Annotated in this window: 23 protein-coding genes and 4 tRNA genes; 10 read left to right on the forward strand and 17 right to left on the reverse strand. The window is 67.7% G+C overall.

From position 1 onward, the window contains the following. Window positions 1-26: 26 nt before the first annotated feature. Window positions 27-230, reverse strand: a complete 204-nt coding sequence (locus AB0M22_RS35945) for a hypothetical protein (protein WP_364736478.1) — start codon at window positions 228-230, stop codon at window positions 27-29. Window positions 231-404: 174 nt separating this feature from the next. Between AB0M22_RS35945 and AB0M22_RS35950 the strand changes: the two genes are divergently transcribed. Together AB0M22_RS35950 and AB0M22_RS35955 are read left to right on the forward strand one after the other, a co-directional pair. Next, window positions 405-1577 (forward strand): pyridoxal phosphate-dependent aminotransferase, encoded by a 1173-nt coding sequence (locus tag AB0M22_RS35950; RefSeq protein ID WP_364736480.1) that lies wholly within the window; start codon window positions 405-407, stop codon window positions 1575-1577. Between the two features lie 43 nt (window positions 1578-1620). Next, a complete protein-coding gene (locus AB0M22_RS35955) occupies window positions 1621-2166 on the forward strand; it encodes a dihydrofolate reductase family protein (RefSeq protein ID WP_364736481.1) in 546 nt (181 codons plus the stop codon). Window positions 2167-2170: 4 nt separating this feature from the next. Here the strand turns inward: AB0M22_RS35955 and AB0M22_RS35960 are convergent, their stop codons facing one another. The 4 genes from AB0M22_RS35960 to AB0M22_RS35975 form a co-directional block, all read right to left on the reverse strand. After that, window positions 2171-2878, reverse strand: coding sequence for a trimeric intracellular cation channel family protein (locus AB0M22_RS35960; RefSeq protein WP_364736483.1), 708 nt, complete (start codon window positions 2876-2878; stop codon window positions 2171-2173). A 54-nt stretch (window positions 2879-2932) separates the two neighbouring features. Continuing rightward, window positions 2933-3577, reverse strand: a complete 645-nt coding sequence (locus tag AB0M22_RS35965; RefSeq protein ID WP_364736484.1) for a LysE family translocator — start codon at window positions 3575-3577, stop codon at window positions 2933-2935. 127 nt (window positions 3578-3704) lie between these two features. Beyond that, window positions 3705-4796, reverse strand: coding sequence for a 3-deoxy-7-phosphoheptulonate synthase (locus AB0M22_RS35970; protein WP_364736486.1), 1092 nt, complete (start codon window positions 4794-4796; stop codon window positions 3705-3707). A 227-nt stretch (window positions 4797-5023) separates the two neighbouring features. Continuing rightward, window positions 5024-5494, reverse strand: coding sequence for a carboxymuconolactone decarboxylase family protein (locus AB0M22_RS35975; protein WP_364736488.1), 471 nt, complete (start codon window positions 5492-5494; stop codon window positions 5024-5026). 143 nt (window positions 5495-5637) lie between these two features. On the opposite strand from AB0M22_RS35975, the gene AB0M22_RS35980 reads away from it, so the two are divergent. Both AB0M22_RS35980 and AB0M22_RS35985 read left to right on the forward strand, forming a co-directional pair. Continuing rightward, window positions 5638-5802, forward strand: a complete 165-nt coding sequence (locus AB0M22_RS35980; protein ID WP_364736489.1) for a DUF5993 family protein — start codon at window positions 5638-5640, stop codon at window positions 5800-5802. Then, complete coding sequence (locus tag AB0M22_RS35985; RefSeq protein WP_364736492.1) at window positions 5802-6431, forward strand: disulfide bond formation protein B; 630 nt, start codon at window positions 5802-5804, stop codon at window positions 6429-6431. Before AB0M22_RS35980 ends, AB0M22_RS35985 begins: the two co-directional genes overlap by 1 nt. 9 nt (window positions 6432-6440) lie before the next feature. Here AB0M22_RS35985 and AB0M22_RS35990 read toward each other — a convergent pair whose 3' ends face one another. Next, complete coding sequence (locus AB0M22_RS35990) at window positions 6441-7319, reverse strand: oxidoreductase (RefSeq protein ID WP_364736494.1); 879 nt, start codon at window positions 7317-7319, stop codon at window positions 6441-6443. Between the two features lie 107 nt (window positions 7320-7426). On the opposite strand from AB0M22_RS35990, the gene AB0M22_RS35995 reads away from it, so the two are divergent. After that, entirely contained in the window at window positions 7427-9040 is a 1614-nt protein-coding gene (locus tag AB0M22_RS35995) for an AMP-binding protein (RefSeq protein ID WP_364736496.1), read from the forward strand. Between the two features lie 54 nt (window positions 9041-9094). On the opposite strand, the gene AB0M22_RS36000 is transcribed toward AB0M22_RS35995, so the two are convergent. Beyond that, on the reverse strand, window positions 9095-10411 hold the full coding sequence (locus AB0M22_RS36000) for a salicylate synthase (protein WP_364736498.1): 1317 nt from the start codon (window positions 10409-10411) through the stop codon (window positions 9095-9097). A 104-nt stretch (window positions 10412-10515) separates the two neighbouring features. Further along, the gene (locus AB0M22_RS36005; RefSeq protein WP_364736499.1) at window positions 10516-11280 is read right to left on the reverse strand and encodes a DUF2127 domain-containing protein; all 765 of its coding nucleotides are present in this window, start codon (window positions 11278-11280) and stop codon (window positions 10516-10518) included. A gap of 133 nt (window positions 11281-11413) precedes the next feature. Between AB0M22_RS36005 and AB0M22_RS36010 the strand changes: the two genes are divergently transcribed. From AB0M22_RS36010 to AB0M22_RS36020, 3 genes are all read left to right on the forward strand, one after another. After that, complete coding sequence (locus tag AB0M22_RS36010; protein WP_364736501.1) at window positions 11414-13876, forward strand: glycerol-3-phosphate 1-O-acyltransferase; 2463 nt, start codon at window positions 11414-11416, stop codon at window positions 13874-13876. Further along, window positions 13873-15297, forward strand: coding sequence for an HAD-IB family hydrolase (locus AB0M22_RS36015; protein ID WP_364736503.1), 1425 nt, complete (start codon window positions 13873-13875; stop codon window positions 15295-15297). Before AB0M22_RS36010 ends, AB0M22_RS36015 begins: the two co-directional genes overlap by 4 nt. Window positions 15298-15454: 157 nt before the next feature. Continuing rightward, on the forward strand, window positions 15455-15892 hold the full coding sequence (locus tag AB0M22_RS36020) for a DUF6069 family protein (RefSeq protein ID WP_364736505.1): 438 nt from the start codon (window positions 15455-15457) through the stop codon (window positions 15890-15892). A gap of 60 nt (window positions 15893-15952) precedes the next feature. Here the strand turns inward: AB0M22_RS36020 and AB0M22_RS36025 are convergent, their stop codons facing one another. From AB0M22_RS36025 to AB0M22_RS36065, 9 genes are all read right to left on the reverse strand, one after another. Continuing rightward, on the reverse strand, window positions 15953-16672 hold the full coding sequence (locus tag AB0M22_RS36025) for a polyprenol monophosphomannose synthase (RefSeq protein WP_364736507.1): 720 nt from the start codon (window positions 16670-16672) through the stop codon (window positions 15953-15955). 241 nt (window positions 16673-16913) lie between these two features. Continuing rightward, a complete protein-coding gene (locus AB0M22_RS36030) occupies window positions 16914-17081 on the reverse strand; it encodes a hypothetical protein (protein WP_191094086.1) in 168 nt (55 codons plus the stop codon). Window positions 17082-17160: 79 nt separating this feature from the next. Beyond that, window positions 17161-17841, reverse strand: coding sequence for a GAP family protein (locus tag AB0M22_RS36035; protein ID WP_364736509.1), 681 nt, complete (start codon window positions 17839-17841; stop codon window positions 17161-17163). 94 nt (window positions 17842-17935) lie between these two features. Continuing rightward, window positions 17936-18430: an SRPBCC domain-containing protein gene (locus AB0M22_RS36040; protein WP_364736511.1), complete on the reverse strand. Its 495-nt coding sequence runs from the start codon at window positions 18428-18430 to the stop codon at window positions 17936-17938. After that, window positions 18427-18744 (reverse strand): metalloregulator ArsR/SmtB family transcription factor, encoded by a 318-nt coding sequence (locus tag AB0M22_RS36045; protein WP_364736513.1) that lies wholly within the window; start codon window positions 18742-18744, stop codon window positions 18427-18429. The genes AB0M22_RS36040 and AB0M22_RS36045 overlap by 4 nt, the downstream gene beginning before the upstream one ends. Before the next feature lie 221 nt (window positions 18745-18965). Next, window positions 18966-19039 (reverse strand) — tRNA-Phe (locus AB0M22_RS36050). Window positions 19040-19098: 59 nt separating this feature from the next. After that, window positions 19099-19172: transfer RNA gene (locus AB0M22_RS36055), tRNA-Asp, on the reverse strand. 28 nt (window positions 19173-19200) lie between these two features. After that, window positions 19201-19273 (reverse strand) — tRNA-Glu (locus AB0M22_RS36060). Between the two features lie 95 nt (window positions 19274-19368). Then, window positions 19369-20034, reverse strand: a complete 666-nt coding sequence (locus AB0M22_RS36065; RefSeq protein ID WP_364736515.1) for a TetR family transcriptional regulator — start codon at window positions 20032-20034, stop codon at window positions 19369-19371. 860 nt (window positions 20035-20894) lie between these two features. On the opposite strand from AB0M22_RS36065, the gene AB0M22_RS36070 reads away from it, so the two are divergent. After that, window positions 20895-20967 (forward strand) — tRNA-Lys (locus tag AB0M22_RS36070). 243 nt (window positions 20968-21210) lie between these two features. Then, on the forward strand, window positions 21211-21801 hold the full coding sequence (locus tag AB0M22_RS36075) for a DUF937 domain-containing protein (RefSeq protein ID WP_364736517.1): 591 nt from the start codon (window positions 21211-21213) through the stop codon (window positions 21799-21801). The last annotated feature ends 64 nt before the right edge of the window (window positions 21802-21865 follow it).

A 21865-nucleotide genomic window follows, 5' to 3' on the forward strand; every position in this document is an offset into this window, starting at 1 on the left:
CTCACGACCGGCCCGGCGGGCTGCCATCAGGGAGTGGCCGAGCCGGAGAACCAGTTGCCGGTGGATGAGCCGAGGCCGGGGTTGCCGGTCGAGGAACCGAGCCCCCAGTCCGGGGTCGAGGAGCCGAAGCCCGAGATGAAGTCCTGCATGATGTGTCGGAACAGACCGAGAGCGGATCCGGCGACCTCCGACGTGGCCGGATTCACAACAAGGTCCAGATATGAGGCCATGAATGCCCCTTTCGAGATACCCGCAGAGTGCGGGACTGTGAGGTAGAACACGGCGAGGCTAGCTGCCGCTGGGAAACTGCACAACCATGCAGGTAGAAGGCCCAAAATCAAAGTGAAGCATAGCTATTCGCTATTGAATAGCAACAATAGCGAATGCTGAGCTAGTCTCCGACTATGCCTCCGCAACCCGCCACCGTTGCTCGCCTGCGCCCCTTCGCCTCCACGATCTTCGCGGAGATGACCGAGCTCGCCGTCCGGTTCGACGCGGTCAACTTAGGTCAAGGATTCCCCGACACCGACGGCCCGGCCGGCATGCTCGAGGTCGCCCGGCAGGCCATCGCCGACGGCCTCAACCAGTACCCGCCCGGGCGCGGGATGCCGGTGCTGCGCCGCGCCATCGCCGACGACCGCGCCCGCCGCTACGGCACCCACTACGACCCCGACACCCAGGTGCTGGTGACCGTCGGGGCGACCGAGGCGATCGCCGCCGCCATCCTCGGCCTGGTCGAGCCCGGTGCCGAGGTCGTGCTGATCGAGCCGTACTACGACTCCTATGCTGCCGCAGTCGCTTTGGCCGGTGCGCAGCGGCGCACCGCGCGCCTGGTCGCCGATGGCGATCGGTTCGTGCTCGACCTGGACAGCCTGCGCGCCGCGATCACCCCGGCGACCAGGATGCTGGTGGTCAACTCCCCGCACAACCCGACCGGCACCGTGCTCGGCCGCGCCGACCTGGCGGCGATCGCCGAGATCGCTTGCGAGCACGACATTCTGGTGCTCACCGACGAGGTCTACGAGCACCTGGTCTACGACGGCACCGACCACATCAGCCTCGCCACGCTGCCCGGGATGGCCGAGCGCACCGTCGTGGTATCCAGCGCGGCAAAGACTTTCAGCGTCACCGGCTGGAAGACCGGCTGGGCGTGCGGTCCGGCGCCGCTGATCGACGGCGTGCTCGCGGCCAAGCAGTTCATGACCTTCGTCGCCGGCGGCCCGTTCCAGCCCGCGGTCGCACACGCGTTGAACCACGAGCTGGAGTGGGTGGCCGGGCTGCGGGACACGTTGTCCGAGAAACGACTTCGGCTCGCCGCCGCCCTGGCCGACACCGGGCTGGAGGTGAAGCAAAGTCCGGGCGGCTATTTCGTGTGCGGCGACATCACCCCGCTCGGCGCGACCGACGGCCTCGCCTTCTGCCGCGAACTGCCGAAGCGGCTCGGCGTCGCCGCCGTCCCGGTCAGCGTGTTCGCCGACGACGCCGCGGCCTGGAGTCACCTGGTGCGCTTCACCTTCTGCAAGCGCGACGAGACGCTCGACGAGGGCGTGCGCAGGCTCCGCGCCGGCGGGCGATAAAACTTGTCATACCCTGCCAGGTTTCGCTGGCAGGGTATGACTCATGGCAACCCAATACTTCACCGCGACCAGCCTCGACGGTTACATCGCCGACGCGGACCACTCGCTCAGCTGGCTGTTCGAGGTCGACGACGACGGCAGCGCCGAGCACAACATCACCGAGTTCCTGGCCGGCGTCGGCGCGATGTGCATGGGCGCGACCACCTACGAATGGATCATGGCCAACGACCCGCCGGAGAACTGGGCCAAGGTCTACGGCGACCTCCCGTGCTGGGTGTTCACCCATCGCACGCTGCCCGCCGTCCCGGGCGCGAACTTGCGGTTCGTCTCCGGCGCGGTCGAACCGGTGCACCGGGACATGCTGGAAGCCGCTGGTGGACAGCACATCTGGATCGTCGGCGGCGGCGAGCTGGCCGGGCTGTTCGCCGATGCCGGGCTGCTCGACGAGATCATCGCGGGCGTCGCACCGGTGACCCTGGGCGCCGGTGCGCCGGTGCTGCCGCGGCGAATCCTGGCCTCGCGCATGCAGCTCGTCGACGTCTCCCAGATGGGTCAGTTCGCGCAGCTGCGGTATCGATTGGTGAAGTAGCCGATCAGGACGGGCGCGGCAGGGTCGGATCCGCGGGCGGCCTGGTCCGCGGATACCGGCGCGCTTGCGGCGCATGCCATCCGAAGCGCAACGCGAGCAGCCGGAAGGCGATCGCGCCGAGCGCGGCCAGCGCCCCGGTCCACGCCTGGTAGACGCCGAAGTGCAGCAGCGTCGCCGTGGCGACGGCGCCGGCCAGCGCGGGCACCGCGTAGATCTGGTCCGGCCGAAGCACATTCGGCGTCTGCCCGCCGAGCAGGTCGCGGATCACGCCGCCGCCGATCGCGGTGACCAGGCCGAGCAGCGCCGCCGAGGGCGCGCCGAGTCCGCGCGAGTAGGCGATGACCGTCCCGGTCACGCAGAACAAGCCGAGCCCGAAGGCGTCGGCCACCTCGAGCGGTCCCCTGGTCAGCCGCCGTGACGGATGCCAGAAGAAGATCACCGCGGCGGCCAGCACCGCCGTCCACAGATAACTGAGATCGACGAACGCCGCGGGTGGCGTCCGGCCGATCAGCAGGTCCCGGATGATGCCGCCGCCGAGCGCGGTGGCACAGGCGAGCACCACGATGCCGAAGATGTCGAAGTCCCGCCGCACGGCCAGCAACGCGCCCGAACTCGCGAACGCGAACACCCCGAACAACTCCCCGGCATGCTGCGCCGCGCCGACCGCCGACCCGAACGGGCCGGCCAGCACCGCGGCTTCGAAATCCACCATGCCGCTCACCGTGTCACACCCCGCCGCGCGCTCCGCGCCGACAGGCCCGTGCGGTCAGGCGGGGGTGGGGCGGGCCCGGTCGGTGGCGAGCAGGACCGCGATGGCGCCGAGCATGGTGCCCATGAGGTAGCGCTGCATGCGGAGCCAGAGCGGCCGGCCGGTGAGGAAGGTCGCCAGGCCGGCCGCGCCGAGCACGATCAGTCCGTTCACCGTCAACGCCACCACAATCTGCACCGCGCCGAGGATCAGGCTCTGCAACCAGATCTGCCCGCGTTCGGGCGCGACGAACTGCGGGATCAGCGCCATGTACAGGATCGCGATCTTCGGGTTCAGCAGGTTGGTCAGGAACCCCATCATGAACAGCCGCCGGTTCGGGTCCGAGGGCACCGTCGTGGGCTCGAATATCGAAGTGCCGCCGGGCCGCAGCGCCTGCCAGGCCATCCACAGCAGGTACGCGGCACCGGCCAATTTCACCGCCAGGTACAGCCCCGGCACCATCGCGAACACCGCGGTGATGCCGGCCGTCGCGGCCACCAGGTACACCCCGAACCCCAGCGCGACCCCGCCCAGCGACACCAAACCGGCGCGGCGGCCCTGCGATACGGTCCGGGAAACCAGGTACATCATGTTCGGCCCTGGCGTCAGGACCAGTCCCAACGCCACGGCCGCCACACCGAGAACTGCCGCCATTTCGATCACGCTGTCGATCCTCGCCGACCAGTGCTGTCGAGTCTCGGTCCACTTGAACGTTGCTGGCCCGGTGACCTACCGCGTTCTCGGCTTCCCGCACGGAGCACCGCGCGGGAGGCCGAAACCGGTGTGGCAGTCAGGGATTGCGGCGCTGCCGCACCGCGTCGGCCAGCACGTCGAGCTGGCGGGCGGTGGTGTCCCAATCGAGGCAGGCATCGGTGATGGACTGGCCGTAGGTCAGTTCGCTCGCGTGCCCGAGGGTGAGATCCTGCCGGCCCTCGACGAGGAAGCTCTCCAGCATCACGCCGACCACACCGGGTTCGCCTGCACCGAGCCGCGCCGCGATATCGGTGACCACGTCGACCTGCTTGTTGTGGTCCTTGTTGCTGTTGCCGTGGCTGGCATCGACGACCACCCGCTGCGGCAGCCCCGCCTTCTCCAGCCGCACGCACGCCTCGGCGACCGAGGCCGCGTCGTAGTTGGTGCCGGAGGTGCCGCCGCGCAGGATGACGTGGCAGTCGGGATTGCCGGTGGTGCGGATCAGCGCGGCGCGCCCGTCCAGATCGGTGCCGGGGAACACGTGGCTGGCCGCGGCGGCGCGCACGCCGTCGACGGCCACCTGCACGTCGCCGTCGGTGCCGTTCTTGATGCCGACCGGCATGGACAGCGCGCTGCTCAGCTGCCGGTGCACCTGGCTGGCCGCGGTGCGGGCGCCGATCGCGCCGTAGGCGACCAGGTCCGCGATGTACTGCGGGGTGATCGGGTCGAGGAATTCACACGCCACCGGCAGGCCGAGACCGGTGATGTCGACCAGCAGCTTGCGGCCGATGCCGAGGCCGGTGTTGACGTCGAAGGAGCCGTCCAGGTGCGGATCGTTGATCAGCCCCTTCCAGCCCAGGGTGGTGCGCGGCTTCTCGAAGTAGACCCGCATCACCACGTGCAGCCGGTCGTCCAGCTCGGCGGCCTTGGCGGCCAGGCGGCGGGCGTAGTCGAGGGCGGCGGCGGGGTCGTGCACCGAGCACGGGCCGACGATCACCATCAGGCGGTCGTCGACGCCGTTGAGCACGTCGACGGTGGCCGCGCGACCGCGGCGAACGGTATCGGCGAGGGCGTCGGTGATCCGGTGGACCTGGCGTACCTCTGCGGGAGATCGCAGTGGGCTGACGCTCAGTGTGCGTTGGTCATCCAGGTCGGAATGCCGTGGATCGACGTCAACAGCGGTGGTCATGTGGGTTCCTTTTCTTCGGCCGACCCACGGACGCGAAACCCCGTCGAGCCGGTCTTCCGGCTCGGGGTGGAATGTCGTCAGCGCAAGTGGTTGCCGCAGACCAGCCCACCCGGGGCCGGCTTGCTAAACCAGAAATAGACGCGCTGCACGTCAGGGACTGTACCAGGCAGATATCGAGGGGTGGCTCGACCGTGCCGCAGGCCACAGCACGGTCGAGCCGGTCTGCCTCACCCCCACTGGCCCGGCTGGTAGTCGCCGGCCGGGGTGCGGGCGATGACGTTGAGCCGGTTCCAGGCGTTGATCATCGCGATGGCGGAGATCAGGGCGGCGATCTGGTCGTCGTCGTAGTGCTTGCGCACGTCCGCCCAGACCTCGTCGCTGACGCCGCTGCTGTCCGCGATCCGGGTGGCGGCCTCGGTCAGCTCGAGCGCGGCCCGCTCGGCCTCGGTGAACACGGTGGCCTCGCGCCAGGCGGCGACCAGGTTGAGCCGCACCGAGGTCTCGCCGTGGTGCGCGGCGTCCTTGGTGTGCATGTCGGTGCAGTAGCCGCAGCCGTTGATCTGGCTGGCGCGGATCTTGATCAGCTCGTGCGTGGCGGCGGGCAGCGTGGAGTCGTTGATGATCCGGCCGGCGTTGTTGAGCCGCTTGATGAAGCTGCCGGCGACCGGGTTTTCGAAGAGGTTGATGCGGGCGTCCATGATGTGCCTTCCTCCGTGGTTGTTTTGCGTCTTCGTAGAGAGGACGACACGGGCAGGCGATGTGTGACATGAAGGATCGTCGCAGCTCAGAGCGCGGCGTGTCCACGGCCCGCCTCCCCAACCGCAAGTAATGTCCGACAGCTATGGACACGTTGATCTTCGGCGGGCTACTCGCGGCTCTGGTCGTGCTGGTCGGGCAGCGCTCGCGGCGGGTGGTGCTCGCGGCATGGTGGGTGCTGCTGCTCGCCACGATCGCGCTGATGGCCCAGCACATCACCAGCGGGCTCGGCCTCGGGTTGAACTACTGATGGCCACCGCGACCGTGCCCGACCGGACGGCGGGAACCGTTGCAGGACAACTGCAATACTGGCTGGCCGTCATTTTCGTGATCGGCTGGACCGGGGTGATCTGCGGCGGGCTCGGCGTGCAGTTCGGCAGCTGGGACTATCCGTGCCCGCTGTGCATGGTGCAGCGGATGTTCATGGCGCTGGCCGCGCTGGGGGCGGCGGTCATCGTGCGCAAGGGCATGACCGGGACGATCGCCGCGCGCGACTACGCGATGGGCTGGGGCCTGGCCGTAGTCGGCTGCGTGGCAGGCGGATTCGCGTCCTGGCGGCAGACGATGCTGCACATCCTGCCCGGCGATCCCGGCTACGGCGAGCCCGTGCTCGGGCTGCACCTCTACGTCTGGGCATGGATCCTCTTCATCGCCGCGATCGCGACCGTCGGTGCGGTGCTGGCGTTTTCGCACAGCACCGCGGCGGAGACGATCCCCGCTACGCCGCATCGGCTGGTCGGTCTGATCGCGTTGTGGTTCCTCGGCCTGGTGCTGGCGATCAACCTGGTCGCGGTCTTCCTGCTGGAAGGCTTCCACTGGTTCCTGCCCGACGATCCGAGCCGGTACCAGGTGTTCTACGACCTGCACATCCTGAGTTGAGGCGGGCGGTTACTTCGCGAAGTCGTAGGTGACGCCGGTCAGCTTCTCCGACAGCTCCCACAGCCCGCGGGCGACGGCCTCGTCCCGCGACGCCTTCGTCGAGCCGGAGCGACCCGGGTAGCCGCGCAGCCCGCGCCAGCCGGTCGGCCCGTAGTAGCGGCCCGGCTCGACGTCGGTCGTCGCGGCGTAAAGCGTGGACAGCGCGCCCATTTCGGCGCTCTGCGCGAGCAGCAGATTGCCGAGCCACATCACCGCGTCCTGGACCGATTCGGTGTGCGACATCAGCTCGGTCGCGGCATAACCGGGATGTGCGGCGACCGAGATCTTCGGCGAGCCCGCCGCGCTCAGCCTGCGCTGGAACTCGTAGGCGAACATCAGGTTGGCCAGCTTCGCCTGCCCGTAGGCCTGCCAGCGCCGGTATGGGCGCCGCTCCCAGTTGAGATCGTCCAGATCGATCTTCCCGATGACGTGCGCACCGCTCGCCACCGTGACGATCCGCGCCGAAATCTTGTCCAGCAGTAGCCCGGTCAGCGCGAAGTGCCCGAGATGGTTTGTGCCGACCTGCATTTCGAAACCGTCCGCGGTCCGGGACTCCGGCAACGCCATCACCCCGGCATTGTTGATCAGCACGTCGGCCCGATCCGTCGCCTCGGCGAACTCCCGCACCGACGCCAGGTCGGCGAGATCCAGCTTCCGCACCACTGCCCGCTCGCCCAGCTCCGCGGCCACCTGCTCGCCCTTGGCCACGTTCCGGCAGGCCAGCACCACCTCGGCCCCGGCCGCCGCCAAAGCCCGCACCGTGGCCGCCCCCAGCCCGCTGTTCGCGCCGGTCACAATGAACTTCCGACCGGTCTGATCGGGCATCGCCGAGGTATCCCACCTGCTCATGGCGGGGAGTCTAAACCGAGACGCGACGTCACACCTGAACGCCGTGAGATAGGGTTGCCTTACCTATTTTCACCGGGCTCGGCTCGGGTTAGCCGTGAGGTACGACCGTGACTTCGACATCCACCCCGCATCGCGATGGTTATGTGCCCTTTCCGACCGAGGTCGGCGAGACTTATCGGGCCGCCGGGTATTGGGACGGGCGGGCTCTCGGTGACCTACTGCGGCACACGGCCCGGCGGCATCCGGATCGGCCCGCCTTGCTCGAGGCGGACAGCGTGCGCAGCTATGCGTGGCTGGACGCGGCGGCCGATCGGATGGCGCACGGGCTGCTCGCGCTCGGGATTTCGCCCGGCGATCGAGTGGTGGTGCAGTTGCCGAATGTGCCGGAGTTCTCGACGGTGCTGTTCGGATTGCTGCGCGCCGGGATCATTCCGGTGCTGACCCTGCCCGCGCACCGGCGAGCCGAGATCGAGCATCTGGCAGCGCTTTCCGAGGCCGTGGCCTACATCGTGATCGATCGGCTCGGGGAATTCGACTATCGGGAGCTGGCCGCCGCCGTGCGGGAGTCGGTGCCTTCGCTGCGGCACGTGCTGGTGCTGGGCGAGCCGGGATTCGGCCTCGACCTGAACTCGGTACCGCGCGAGGGCGATTCGCTGCCGGCGATCGATTCGAGCGATATCGCGCTGATGCTGGTCTCCGGCGGCACCACCGGTTTGCCGAAGCTGATCGCCCGCACGCATGACGACTACGTCTACAACGCCACCGCGAGCGCCGCGGTGTGCGCGCTGACGGCGGACGACGTCTATCTCGCGACTTTGCCTGCGGCGCACAACTTCCCGCTGGCCTGCCCGGGGATTCTCGGCACGGTGAGCGTCGGCGGCGCGGTCGCGTTCGTCACCGATCCCAGCCCGGAGAGCGCCTTCGCCGCCATCGAGCGGCATCGGGTGACGGTCACCGCGGTGGTCCCGCCGCTGGCCCAGCTGTGGTGTGCCGCCACCGAATGGGAAGAGGCCGACCTGAGTTCGCTGCGGCTACTCCAGGTCGGCGGCGCCCGGCTGGCCGAGGTCAACGCCCGCGACGTGACCCCCGCGCTCGGCGCCACCTTGCAGCAGGTGTTCGGCATGGCCGAGGGGCTGCTCAACTTCACCCGGCTCGACGACGCGGCCGAACTGCTGCACACCACGCAGGGGCGGGCGCTCTCGCCGGCCGATGAGATCCGGGTGGTGGACGCGGACGGCAACGACGTCGCGCCGGGCGCCGAGGGCGAGCTGCTCACCAAGGGGCCGTACACCATTCGCGGCTACTACCGCGCGCCCGAGCACAACGCACGCGCCTTCACCCCGGACGGCTATTACCGCAGCGGCGATCTGGTGCGCAGGCTGCCGAGCGGACACCTGATCGTCTCCGGGCGGATCAAGGACGTCATCAACCGCGGCGGCGAGAACGTCTCGTGTGACGAGCTGGAGGAGCATCTGCTCGCGCATCCGGCCGTCCGGCACGCCGCGGCGGTCGGGCTGCCCGACGCCGCGCTCGGCGAAAAAGTCTGTGCCGTACTGGTTGTCGACGGCGAGATGCCCACGCTGGCCGAGATCAAGACCTTCCTCACCGAGCGTGGTCTGGCGACCTACAAGCTCCCCGACGTCCTGCGTCGCGCGGACCAGCTGCCGATCACCGCGGTCGGAAAGATCGACAAGAAGGCGTTGCGCGCCACCGAGGCATGAACGACAACGGGCAGCGCACCGTTCGGCGCGCCGCCCGTTGTTCCGATCGGTTTGCTACTGCGCCTGCACCACGTAGGGCGCGATGCTGCCCAGCTTCTCGCAGGTCTCCTCGAATTCCCGCTCCGGCCGCGACTGCGCGACGATGCCGGCCCCGGCCCGCAACCAGGCGCCCTCGGTGGTCTGATAGACGGCCCGCAGCACCAGCGTCGCCTCCAGCGCGCCGGTCGGCGAAATCGTCACCACCGCACCGGAGTACAGCCCGCGCGCGTCGTGGTCGAGCCGGAACACCGAGTCGATGCCCTCGGCCTTGGGAATCCCGGACGCGGTGACCGAGGGGAACAGCACCTCGAGCGCGTCCCAGCTGGTCCGGTCGGCGGCCAGCGTGCCGCACACGGTGGAGGAAATGTGCTGCACGCTGCCCCGCTCGCGCACCGCCATGAAGTCGGTCACCGCGACGGTGCCCCGGTCGGCCACCGAGGCCATCTCCGCGAACGAGGTTTGCACCGAAATCGCGTGCTCCACGATCTCTTTGGGGTCGGCGAGCAGGTCCGCGCGGGCCGCCGCGTCGATGTCCGCGCCCCGGCCGAAGGCCCGGGTGCCGGCCACCGGTTCGGTGGTCACCATGCGGTTCTCGTCCACGGAGGCAACGAGTTCCGGGCTGAACCCGGCCGCCTCGAGCCCGCCGAGCCGCAGCAGGAACGACCGTGCGGGTGTGTTGTGCGCGCGGCCGAGCCGATAGGTGGCAGGCACATCCACCACGAACGGCAGATCGACCTTCCGGGACAGGATGACCTTCTGATACCGGTTCGCCTGGATCTCGCTCACCGCCTCGGCGACCCGGCCCGCGTAGCCGGTCGGGTCGAGCCGGACATCCGTCGGATGCGCCTGCGGCAGTTCGCTTTCCTGCGATTCGGTGATCAGGTCGTGGATGTCGCCGGTCTCGGCCGGGGTGGCGCCGGACACCTGGATGCCGTACTCACCGATCCGCACCTCGATGCGCGGAATCATCAACTGCACCAGCGTGGTCCGCGGGTCCAGGTGCGCGGTCGCGTCATAGGCCCACGCGCAGAACTCGAATCCGATCCAGCCGTAGGCATTACGGCCGTCGAGCGGCAGCGCGGCCAGCGCCCGATCGACGACCCCCGCCGGGCGGCCCGACCACGGGGTCGCCGTGGTCTGCCCGTCCCAGCTGACCCGCAGCTCCTCGACATCCAATTCGATCCCGCCGATCGGATCGGCAGCGAATACCCACTCACCCGGTCGCTCGTACATCACGTACTCACCGAACCGATCGGCGCCCGCCAGCCGGGACATCGCTGCCGCCGGATCGGTCACATACTCCACCCGCAAGCGTTCGTCCGTGGTCGACAACGATCCTCCAAAAGTTCCAACTGGCCCTGCTTTGGAGGTAAGGTTAGCATTACCTGATTAGCTTGGTACTGTGCCCGCAAACACACCGTCCGACCCACGAACGGTCAGTTCGACGGGACCGCCAGGGCCGAACGCTCGACGCTCAGCAAACTCTCCGCGCTGTGTTCGGCGTGGTACGCGGCCGCGCCACCGCGCAGTCCGAACAGCCGCTTCGAGTAGAGCAGCCAGACCACCGCGGCGATGTTGACCAGCAGCGCGCCGATCCGCAGCACGGTCACCTTCTCGGTCAACTCGTAGATCTCCAGCGGCAGAAACAGACTCGTCGCGACGACCGCGAAGTACTCGCCCCAGCGCTTCATCAGCCACAGCCCGAGCGCCTCGATCGCCTGCAACCCCGCGTAGCCGAAGATGCCGACGGCGACCCACAGCAGCGTCGTATTCGACAGCGAGAAGGCCTGATCGATCAGGTGCACGATCTTGGATCGGTCGACATCCCAGCCGAATTGGTCGGCCAGCGGACGCAGCAGCGGCAAGTCATGGTCGAACGCGGCCCGCATCGTCTCCCGCGACGTGCGGAACTTCAACACCGCGAACGCCACACCGACCAGCACCAACCCGCGCAGCAACCGCTCGATCGCCAGCGCGCGCATCAACCAGCGATCGCGCAGCAGCCGCCCGCGCGGCACCTCCGGCGCGTGGTCGGCCGGACCGGACCCGATCGGGTCGCCGGGCACGAAGGTCCCGCAGCGCAGGCAGCGCCAGGCCACCCCGGCCACGGTCTCGACCCGGAGCCGATCGGCCAGGTCCGCCTCGTCTGGCGCGTAGGTGTAATGACCGTGCCAGCCACACGCGCGCAACGCCCAATCCATAAGCGCAGCGTAATTCGCACCCGCGCGGAACGCGGGAACATGGCCGCGCGTTCAACTTGCGGGCCCGAGTGCCTGCGCAATGACCGGCTCAGGGGATTCAATGGGGAGATCGTCTGGCGGAGGGAATCGGGTAATGATCGAGCACCGTGGCGGATCGCCCGCGGATATTGAGCGAGCGTCGGCACCGGGGTCGGTGGTGGCGCTGGTGGACGCGGCCTCCGGCGTGGAGCGCGAACTCATCGGAGCCTGGTTGACCGAGGGCGGGATCGCCAAGGAGTTCGGCACCGACGCGCCGATCACCCAGCTGGATCTCGACGCGGGCGCGGTGGCGTCCCGGCTGGTCGGCCGCCACGACGATCCGCTGGTGGTGCCGGTGCGGGTGCTCTGGCGCCCGCCGGAGCGCGACGGCGTCCGCCGGATCACCTTCGCCGACATGGCGCTGCTGACCAACCCGCGCAAGCCGAACCGGCTGGCCCAGCGCAAGCTGGTCGCCCAGCCGAACCGGCACGTGGTGCTGACTGGGCAGCCCGCGCTGCTCAGCGAATTGCGCACGAACAATCCGGAAGCCGCCGCGCTGGTCACCAAGGGCACCGGCGAGCCGTTCGCCCGCGCCATCGTGCGCGCCGCGGTGGTGGCGCTGGAACGGGCCGAGCGCACCATCATCGGCGACCGGTACAAGGTGCCGCGGCTGGTGGCCGAGGAGATCCTCGACTCCCCCGACTTCGTGCGCAGGCTCGAACTCATCGCCGACCAGATCGGCGCCGGCCCGCACGAGGTGTACCGGCGCGCGGAGAAGGCGTTGAACGAACTCGTCGCCGCGCAAAGCAGATTGGTCTCCGACCTGTTCACCCAGGCGATGCGGCCGATCCACGCGTCGACCTGGAAGGTGGACTCCGACGATTCGGGGCTGGCCGGCCTGCGCGACCTCAACCGCCGCTACCCGCTGGTGTTCCTGCCGTCGCACCGCTCCTATGTCGACGCGTTCGTGCTCGGTGATGTGCTGGCCCGCAACGACTTCCCGCCGAACCACGTGATCGGCGGCGCGAACCTCAGCTTCTGGCCGATGGGTCCGATCGCCCGGCGCACCGGAACCGTGTTCATCCGGCGCAGTTTCGGCGACGACGAGGTGTACAAGGCGGTGGTCGAGGAGTACTTCGCCTACCTGCTGGCCAAGCGCTTCAACCTGGAGTGGTACTTCGAGGGCGGCCGCACCCGCACCGGCAAGCTGCGCCCGCCGCGCTACGGATTGCTGAATTACCTTGCGGCGGCGGTACGGGCGGACCGGGTCGAGGACGTCATGCTGGTGCCGGTGTCGATCACCTACGAGCGGCTCAACGAGCTCGGCGCCATCTCCACCGAACAGGTCGGCGGCAAGAAGAAGCCGGAGGGGCTGGCCTGGCTCGCGCGTTATGTACGCAGCCAACAGCATTCGGCCGGGCACGTGTATGTGCGCTTCGGCGAACCACTTTCGGCCCGCGACCGGCTCGCCGCGCACGGCGATCCGCTCACCACACCGCCGCTCACCATCCCGCTGCACCGCACCGAACCCGCGCCCGCCGGGCTCACCGAGACCGGGCAGGGCGCGCCGGACGCGCCCGATATCGCCGAGCTGGAACGTAAAGCCGTGCAGCGGTTGGCATTCGAGATCGCCGTCGGCATCAATGCGGTCACCCCGGTCACGGTCAACGCGCTGGTCACCCTCGCGCTGCTCGGCGTGCACGAGCGCGCCCTCACCCTCGGCGAGGTGCGCACGGTGCTCGCGCCGGTGCTCGGCTACATCGAGGAGCGGAACCTGCCGCACGGCGAGCTGGCGGCATTGCAGGATGATCAGGGTCTGGCCGTTGTGCTGGAACAACTCTCGCTGGCCAAGGTGGTGACGGTCTACCGCGGCGGGCTGGAGCCGGTCTACTCGATCGAGGCGGGCGCGCACCTGGAGGCCGCGTTCTATCGCAACAGCGCGGTGCACTGGTTCGTCAACCGCGCCATCCTCGAGCTGTCCATCCTGGCCGCGCTGGACAGCGACGGCGCCGACCAGCTGACCACCGGCTGGGACGAGGCGTTCCGGCTGCGCGATCTGCTCAAGTTCGAGTTCTTCTTCCCCGAGCGGGCCGAGTTCGCCGAGCAGATGACCGCCGAGATGCTGCTGCTGGATCCGCAGTGGCACAGCCACACCCGGGACAACACCCTCGGCTCCGAGGTGATGGCCAAGCTCACCGACTCCGGCTTCATGATGGCGCATCGCGTACTTCGCTCGTTCTTCGACGCGCAACTGGTGGTGGCCGAGCGGCTGGCCGACCGCGACCCCGAGGTCGAACTCGACCGTAAGCAGTTCATCGCCGACTGCGTCGCGGTCGGCAAGCAGATGATGCTGCAACAGCGGCTGCACAGCCCGGAATCGGTCTCCACCGAATTGTTCACCAGCGCACTGAAACTCGCGGACAACTACGGGCTGCTCGAAGGGGTGTCCCACGATTCGGCCAAGCGCAGGGCGGAATTGACCGAGCGGCGAGTGGAATTCGCCGATCAGCTGCGCACCATCGGGGCGCGGATCTCGCGGGCCGCGGCGCTGGATCCGTCCAATCGGGAGACCCGGTGAGTGCCGAGCTGGACGGCGTGCTGGCCGAGATCCGTTCCGGGCCACAGGGGGCGCAGGTTGCCGCGATCTTCGACTTCGGCGGCACCGTCGTCGACGGCTTCCCGCGGCAAGGGCTGTTCCGGCGCATATTCCGCCGGCGCAGCACCGAGGAGGTGCTGCTGCGGGGCATCCGCAACGGCACCACCGACGGCGAGTACGGCCTGTTCCTGAACCAGCTCACCGAGGTGCTCGCGGGCAAATCGGAAGCCGACCTGGATGCGCTGGGCGAGCGGCTGTTCCGGCACGCAATCTACGGACACCTGTATTTCGAAGCGTGGCAACTGATTCGGACGCACCAGGCGGCCGGGCACACCATCGTGCTGACCAGCTCGCTGACCCGCTTCCAGGTCGCGCCCGCGGCGGCCGAACTAGGCGTCGAGCATGTGCTCTACACCCCGATGGCCGCCCAGGACGGCATCCTCACCGGGTATCCGGATGGAAAGACGTTGTGGCGCAACGGCAAAGCTGAGTCCGTGCGCGAATTCGCCGCCGATCACGACGTGGATCTCACCCGCAGCTATGCCTACGCGGACAGCACCGCCGATCTGCCGCTGCTGTCCCTGGTCGGTCATCCGGCCGCGGTGAACCCCGACCAGCAGCTCACCGCGGTGGCTGCCGAACGCGAGTGGCCGACCCTGCGCTTCTCCCCGCGCCAAGGCGCGCGCCCGGCCGACTATGCCCGCACCACAGTGGGTTTCGCCGGACTGCTCGGCGGCGCGTTCTACGGCGTAGCGGCCAAATCGCCGACCAGGGACCACCGGCAGATGGCCGATGCGCTGCTGGAGCACGCCGCCGGAAACACCCTGAGCCTCGCGGGCGTGCACCTGCGGGTGAGCGGCGCCGAGAACGCGCGCGCCCCACGGCCCGCGGTGTTCCTGTTCAACCATCAGAGCCAGTTCGACATCATCATCGTCCCCGAGGTGCTGCACGGCGGGGTCACCGGAATCGGGAAGAAGGAGCTGACCCGCAACCCGGTCTTCGGCCCGCTGATGCGCTTCGTGGGCGTGACCTTCATCGATCGGTCGAGCACCGACAAGGCCAAGGCCGCGCTCGCGCCGGTGGTCGACACGCTGCGCGGCGGACTGTCGATCGCCGTCGCGCCCGAGGGAACCCGTTCCTACACACCGGATGTCGGGCCGTTCAAGAAGGGCGCGTTCCACATCGCCATCCAGGCGGGCGTGCCGGTCATCCCCATCGTGATCCGCAACGCGGGCGAAATCTGCTGGCGCAACTCGATGGTCGCGCGGCCCGGCACCGTGGACGTGGCGATCCTCGATCCCATCGACGTCAGCGCCTGGGATCCGAACGACATGGACGACCAGGTCGCCGCGGTCCGCCAGCTCTACATCGACACGTTGCTGGACTGGCCGAAGCCCGACTGATCCCCGCGCGAACCACCATGAGCCGCACCGAATTCCGTTGCGGCAGTCCTGGCTGAAGTGATACAGGTCACACTCGCTCGAATTGACCTCAAGAAATGTTCAGGTTTGAAGATTGTTCTCAACACCAAGCAACACAGCTTCGGATGAGGAGAACATCATGACCATCGCCCAAACCACCACCCCCGCCCTGCGGATCCCGGCCGCGAACCGGCCGATCGCCATCCTCGGCAGCGTCGCGGTATCTGTCGCCGTCAACCTGGTCGTCTGGCTGATCGGCGAGGCCGCGGGCGGCTCGTTCGAGCTGGTCGATCGGGGCGTCACCACCCAGGTCGGCGCGGGCACGGTGATCAGCTCCGCCGCGATCCCGCTGTTCGTCGGCATGACCCTGGCCGCGCTGATCTCCTACCTGTGGGCCGGCGTGCTGCGGGTCGCCCAGATCGTCGGCGGCGTGCTCGCGGTGGGCACCATCGGACTGACCATTTCCGCGGACTTCGACACCGTGACCACGGTCGCCCTGTCGGTCATGCACCTGGTGCTGGCGCCGGTGCTCGTCGTCGGGCTGGAAGCGATGCGCCGTGGGTTGTTCGCCAACTGAACCAGCAACGACGTAGGGCCCCACATCCTTTGCGGATGTGGGGCCCTACGCGTGTCTGTCCTAGACCGAACGGCCGAAGAGCAGCTTCCACGGCATCAGCGCCGACTCCAGCTGCACCTTCAGGCTCATCTTCGAGGCGCCAAGGGTGCGCTCCTCGAAGCGGATCGGCACCTCGGCGATCTCGATGCCCTTCTTGACCGTCCGGTAGTTCATCTCGACCTGGAACGAATAGCCGTTGCTGCGGATCGAGGCCACGTCGATGGCGCGCAGCGTGTCCGCCTTCCACGCCTTGAATCCGGCGGTCGCGTCCTTCACACCGAGCCGCAGGATCAGGTTCACGTAGAAGTTGGCCCACGCGGACAGCGCCTTGCGGTGCCACTTCCACTCGTCCGCGGTCGAGCCGCCCGGCACGTAGCGCGAGCCCAGCACGACGCCGGCGTCGGTGGTGGTCAGCTTCTCCAGCATGGCCGGAATCACCTCGGCCGGATGCGACAGGTCGGCATCCATCTGGATCACCACGTCCGCGCCCTCGTCCAGCGCCCGGGTGATGCCCGCGATGTAGGCCCGGCCGAGGCCGTCCTTCTCCGTGCGGTGCAGCACGCCGACCACGTTCGGCAGTTCGGCGGCCAGCTTGTCGGCGACGTCACCGGTGCCGTCCGGCGAACTGTCGTCGACCACGAGCACGTGCAGGTCGGGTACCGGCAGCGCGGTCAGGCGCTCCACCGCAACCGGCAGATTCTCCCGCTCGTTGTAGGTCGGCACAACAACGGTAACCCTCAAGGGTCGCCCTCCCTGCTGATCCTGGTCCAGCTCGCAGCCCACGTCAGGACCACCGAGCAATCGTTTGAGTTCGGAGAAACCGTACTTGATACAACTGAAGAAGGCCTGAGTGGATCTACCTGGTGGCCGATATCGGGCGGGCATCCGCGCACGTCACAAGATCACTTTTGCGCTGCGTTTTCGCGCCCGCGTCCACCGAAGCGGTCAGATCACTTGTCGCACACCGGACTACCGCCCCCGGTCAGTCCTCATCCCCGGAATCGGCTTGCGCATTGCGCGCCTTGACGATCTCCAATGCCCGTTCCGCGGTCGCCTGGTCCGGATACGGGCCCATCCGATCCTGGAACCAGCACTGCCGCCCCTTTTCGGCCCGCTTGTGCTTCAAGCAGTAATACCAGCGCTCAGCCATGCCCCCAGCATTCCACCGTCACCGCCCCTTCAACCCCATTTCCAAGATCATCGACGGCCCGGTGTCCCGCATCCGGGGGTTACCAGAGGTGACGGAAGTGGACGAGCGCGTCGATCACCAGAACTGTGCCGAACACCACGAAAAGGACGCGCAATACCGGCGGCACGTATCGAGTGAGGATCCGCACCACCGCGCGATAGACGCGCCGCGCCCTGACCGTCCGGCGCAGCGAAAGCAGCAGCACCAGCAAGGGCGGCAACAAAGCCAGCGCGCAATACGCGACCACGATCAGCGGCCACAACGCAGGCAACGGATCCTGCGCGGAGATCATCGCCAGCCCCGCCAGATACGGCACCGCCGTCGGCGCCTGCACAAGACCGATTGCCATCCCGACGAATCCGAACAACCAGGGCCGCCGCCGCACCGCCGCCGCCCACGCCGGCGGCTCGGTCCGCTTGGTCACCGGAACCCGACTGAGCGCGATCAACACAATCCCCAGCGCCAACTCGCCCCAATACCGCACCCCCGGCGTGAGTTCGAACTCCGCCAGTCCCGTCAGGAAGTTCAACCCGAGGACCGTACAGATGCCGAACGTGGTCGTCACCGCGAAAACCCCCGCGATAAAACTCACCCCACCCGCCACCGGCGACCGCCGCCCGATCCGGCTGTCCGCCACCACCGCCGTGGTAACCCCCACCAACAGCACATCCAGCGAATCCAGAAACGCGAAACCCGCGAGAGCTAGCAGAAGGGTCAGCATGACCCGCCCAGCCTACTGACCCCCGCCCGCCCGAACGGGACCTGACGGCGGCGCTACTCGCCTTTCACCGCCGTCAGGTCCCGTTCGATGCGAATCACTCGGTGGGCGGACCGGATTGGGGACCGACGAGCGGCTCGAAGGCCGCGGCGTAGGTATCGAACCGGGCTTTCCAGTCGCCGGGCTCCAGGCCCGCGAGACGGTCGAGGCACACGTCCCAGCCGGCCGCATTGCGGGCCGCGGCATCGCCGGGCAGCTCATCGATCAGGACCAGGCGAGTCCCGCTCCCCTGCGGCGTCAACTCGAACCGCAACCGCTCCTCACCCCAACTGAACGCCAGCACCTTCGGCTCGTCGACAACGAACACCTCCCCGCTGAACGTCGCGTCGCTCGTCTCCTCGCCGAACCGAAAGGCAAGCACCGCCCCCACCTCCCACACCCCACCCACAACCTCCACATCACACGGAAACCAAGCCCGCAACTGCTCCCGCTCGGTTATCGCCCGCCACACCACCGCAGGCGGATCCACCAACTCCCGTTCCAGCCGCACCGCCGGCCGTGCCCCATCGATACGAAGCTCTGCCTGACTCATTCCTGCCTCCGTCGCTCGAGATGTTCTTCCAATAGATCGAGATGCCTGTTCCACAACCGGCGATAAGGCGCCAGCCAATCGTCAACCCCCACCAGCGGTTCCGTCCGAATCCGATACAGCCGCCGCTGCGCATCCACCCGAACCTCAACCAACCCCGCCTCCTTCAACACCCGAAGATGCTTGGAAACCGCAGGCTGACTAAGCCCCACCCGCCCCACCAAAACCCCCACCGCCTGCTCCCCCTCCCGCAAAACCTCCAAGATCGCCAACCTGCTCGGCTCCCCCAACACCTGAAAAACGCTAGCCGTGGTCACTTCTCTATATTCTCTTCCAGGTATATAACTGTCAAGGCATGTAAGAGACAAGCGGAGAAGACGCGACTGGACCAAAGGCTGGCTCACGCAGGATTGCATACAGGGGAGGGGGTCCGGGGGCGAAGCCCTCCGGGCGGGTGTGGGGTTGCACCCCACAAATAAAAAAAGACGAGGAAGCCCCAGCGTGCGCTCTTCGCACGCAGGGCTTCCCCGCTTCCGAGTGGCCAGGGCCGGGATCGAACCGGCGACCTTCCGCTTTTCAGGCGGACGCTCGTACCAACTGAGCTACCTGGCCGCAGGCACCCGAGTTGAATGCCATACGCGAAACGCCGGATTGCTCCGGCGCCTCACTTGCGACCCTGACGGGACTCGAACCCGCGACCTCCGCCGTGACAGGGCGGCGCGCTAACCAACTGCGCCACAGGGCCTTGCATACTACCAACGGTCCGAAGACCGTACCCCCTACGGGATTCGAACCCGCGCTACCGCCTTGAAAGGGCGGCGTCCTAGGCCGCTAGACGAAGGGGGCTCGTCTCCGGATTTCTCCGGAACCGGCTTCAACGGCTATCCGTTGGGAGCCCGGTTAGCTTATGACAGACCGGACTCGATTCCCAAATCGGCTGTTCAGAGTCCCAAACTGAGCTCTTCGAGGCGGGCGTGGGTGCGCCAGCCGTCGTTGCGGAACTTCTCCGCCCACTCGGAGGTGGACATGGATTCGATGACCACCTCGAGTGCTTCCTCGAACCGCGCGCGCAGATCGATGCCGGTGCCGTGCGCGTCGACCATGTAGCGCTGGCCGGCCAGCGCGGCGGTCAGCGTGCGGGTGAACCGGTCCGCGTCCGCGTCGGCGCGCAACTGCCCTTGGTCTATCGACCGGACCGCGAGCGCGCGGATGGCGCGCCCGAGTATTCGTCCACCGCCGGATTGCACGTCCCGATAGAAGTCGGGCTCGATGATCAACCGGTATTCGGCCTGCACGATGATGTCGTGCTCGAGCCGTAATGCCATCTCGTCGATCATGCCGTGCATGACGTCCAGTGGTCCGAGATCCGTTCGGCCGAGCCAACGCTCGGCCGATGCGCGATAGCGTTCGATCGCCGTCTCCAGTACGGCGCGCGCGAGATCTTCCTTGGAATCGAAATGGAAGTACATGGCGCCCTTGGTGGCACGCGACCCTTCCAATATGCGGTTGAGCGATGCAGCGGCATAGCCGCTCTTCCCGAACTCAACGGCGGCGGACCTGATAATCGCCGCACGTGTCCGGCGGGCCCGCTCTTGCTGCCGTGCCATGCTCGAAACGCCTCCGAAGCCTACTCGCCGCCAAACAGCCACCCCCAAAGGAACGGGCCCTTGGCGCGAAGTTATGAGTTTTATCAATACTTCAAACCGGGTTTTCGCCCAGTTTCAAACTTTCGGTACGAAAACTTGCGAAAAACCTGAAACACACCAGCTGGTATAGTTTTCCTGCCCGGGTGCGCCGCAGGGGGTGCGCACCCGGGTATTTCTTCGTCTCGGATCTGCCTCCTGCGGCGTTGTCTCCAGGGAAGTCACGATCGGCCGGACCGGTCGCGACACGTTCGGGCACATCAACGATAAGCCGAATTCCGAATCACCGGACGAGTAGACGATTCTTACGGAATTCATCAAGTCGTCACCGTACCCGGAATCCCCTTCCGACACGCGGCAAACCGACGAGTCAGGTAACTGACCGGTTCGGTTTACTGTTACAGCAAACATCAAGCAACCAAGCTTCCCTCTGTGCTCGTTCCCCCAATTCGACAGCGTCCCAGCAACGTTCACCCGAGGAGACCGGCCGACCGGAGCGCCGGCCATCGTGGGCAGCCCGCCCGCTCACCCCACCCGCACGCACACCCGAGCTCAGGCCCCTCACCCCCCGCAAATCCAAAGACATTGCTAGCCAACATGATTGGATCGTAGCCAATTCTCGGCGCAATGAACAAAGTTGGGTACCAAATGTTTACCGGCAAGATCGTGGGCCACTCTTCGCGCGTTACTCGGCGCGACAACAAGTCTCGGCGTCAGATTGCCACTACTCGCCTTCCCTTGCGATCCGAGCCGCGGCCGGCCCGCGACTCGCGTCGCTCCCCCATTTGGGCCATCGCGCCGCGCCCACTACACTGGCCCACCGCGCCCCTATAGCTCAGTTGGTAGAGCTACGGACTTTTAATCCGCAGGTCGTAGGTTCGAGCCCTACTGGGGGCACTCGTCGGGCGCCCGGTCAACCGGGCGCCCGCTCTCGTTTCGGCCGTACTGTCGCCGACTCCTGAGTGCTTGCGAGCGCGAATGCGCGAGGCCACAGGGAGTGCTTGCGAGCGCGAATGCGCGAGGCCACACTTGCAACGCGCCTCCGGCGCGCGGGTTCGAAACACCACACTCCCTCCGGGCATTCCCCTACTGTGAGCGCGACACGGGCAATCCCGGTCACCCCTCGACAAGGCGGAGCTGATGACTTCCTTCGATGATTTGCTCTCCCAGGTACCGATCGGCCAGATCGCCGCGAAGCTCGGCGTCGACGAGAGCACTGCGACGAACGCGGTCAAGGCCGCACTGCCCACCCTGCTCGGCGGGCTGCAAGCCAACGCGACCCAGCCCGAAGGCGCGGCCTCACTGGTCGGCGCCCTGGACAACCACGGCGGACTGGTCGAGGGCGAGGGCCAGGTCGACATCGACAAGGTCGACGTCGCCGACGGCTCGAAGATCGTCGAGAACGTCTTCGGCCAGGAGAAGAACACCGTGATCAGCACCCTCGGCGCGACCGAGGGCACCGGCGGCAACGACCTGATCGCCAAGCTGATGCCGATCCTCGCCCCGATCGTGCTGGCCTACCTGGCCAAGCAGATGACCGGGGGCGGCGGCAACGCGGCGCCGCAGACCCAGTCGGCCGGCAACGGCGGCATCGGCGACATCCTCGGCGGGCTGCTGGGCGGCAGCAGCAAGAGCGGCGGCATCGGCGGCGCGATCGGCGAGGCGCTGGCCAAGAATGCCGGCGGCGCGCTGGGGAACGTGCTCGGCGGCCTGTTCGGCGGGAAACGCTGAGCTGGGCGCACTATGCAATTCGCGCCGGCGTGTGCAGTGCAGCACGCCGGTGCTAACACTCCAA

It is taken from the genome of Nocardia sp. NPDC051756 (assembly GCF_040681495.1).
Lineage (GTDB): Bacteria > Actinomycetota > Actinomycetes > Mycobacteriales > Mycobacteriaceae > Nocardia.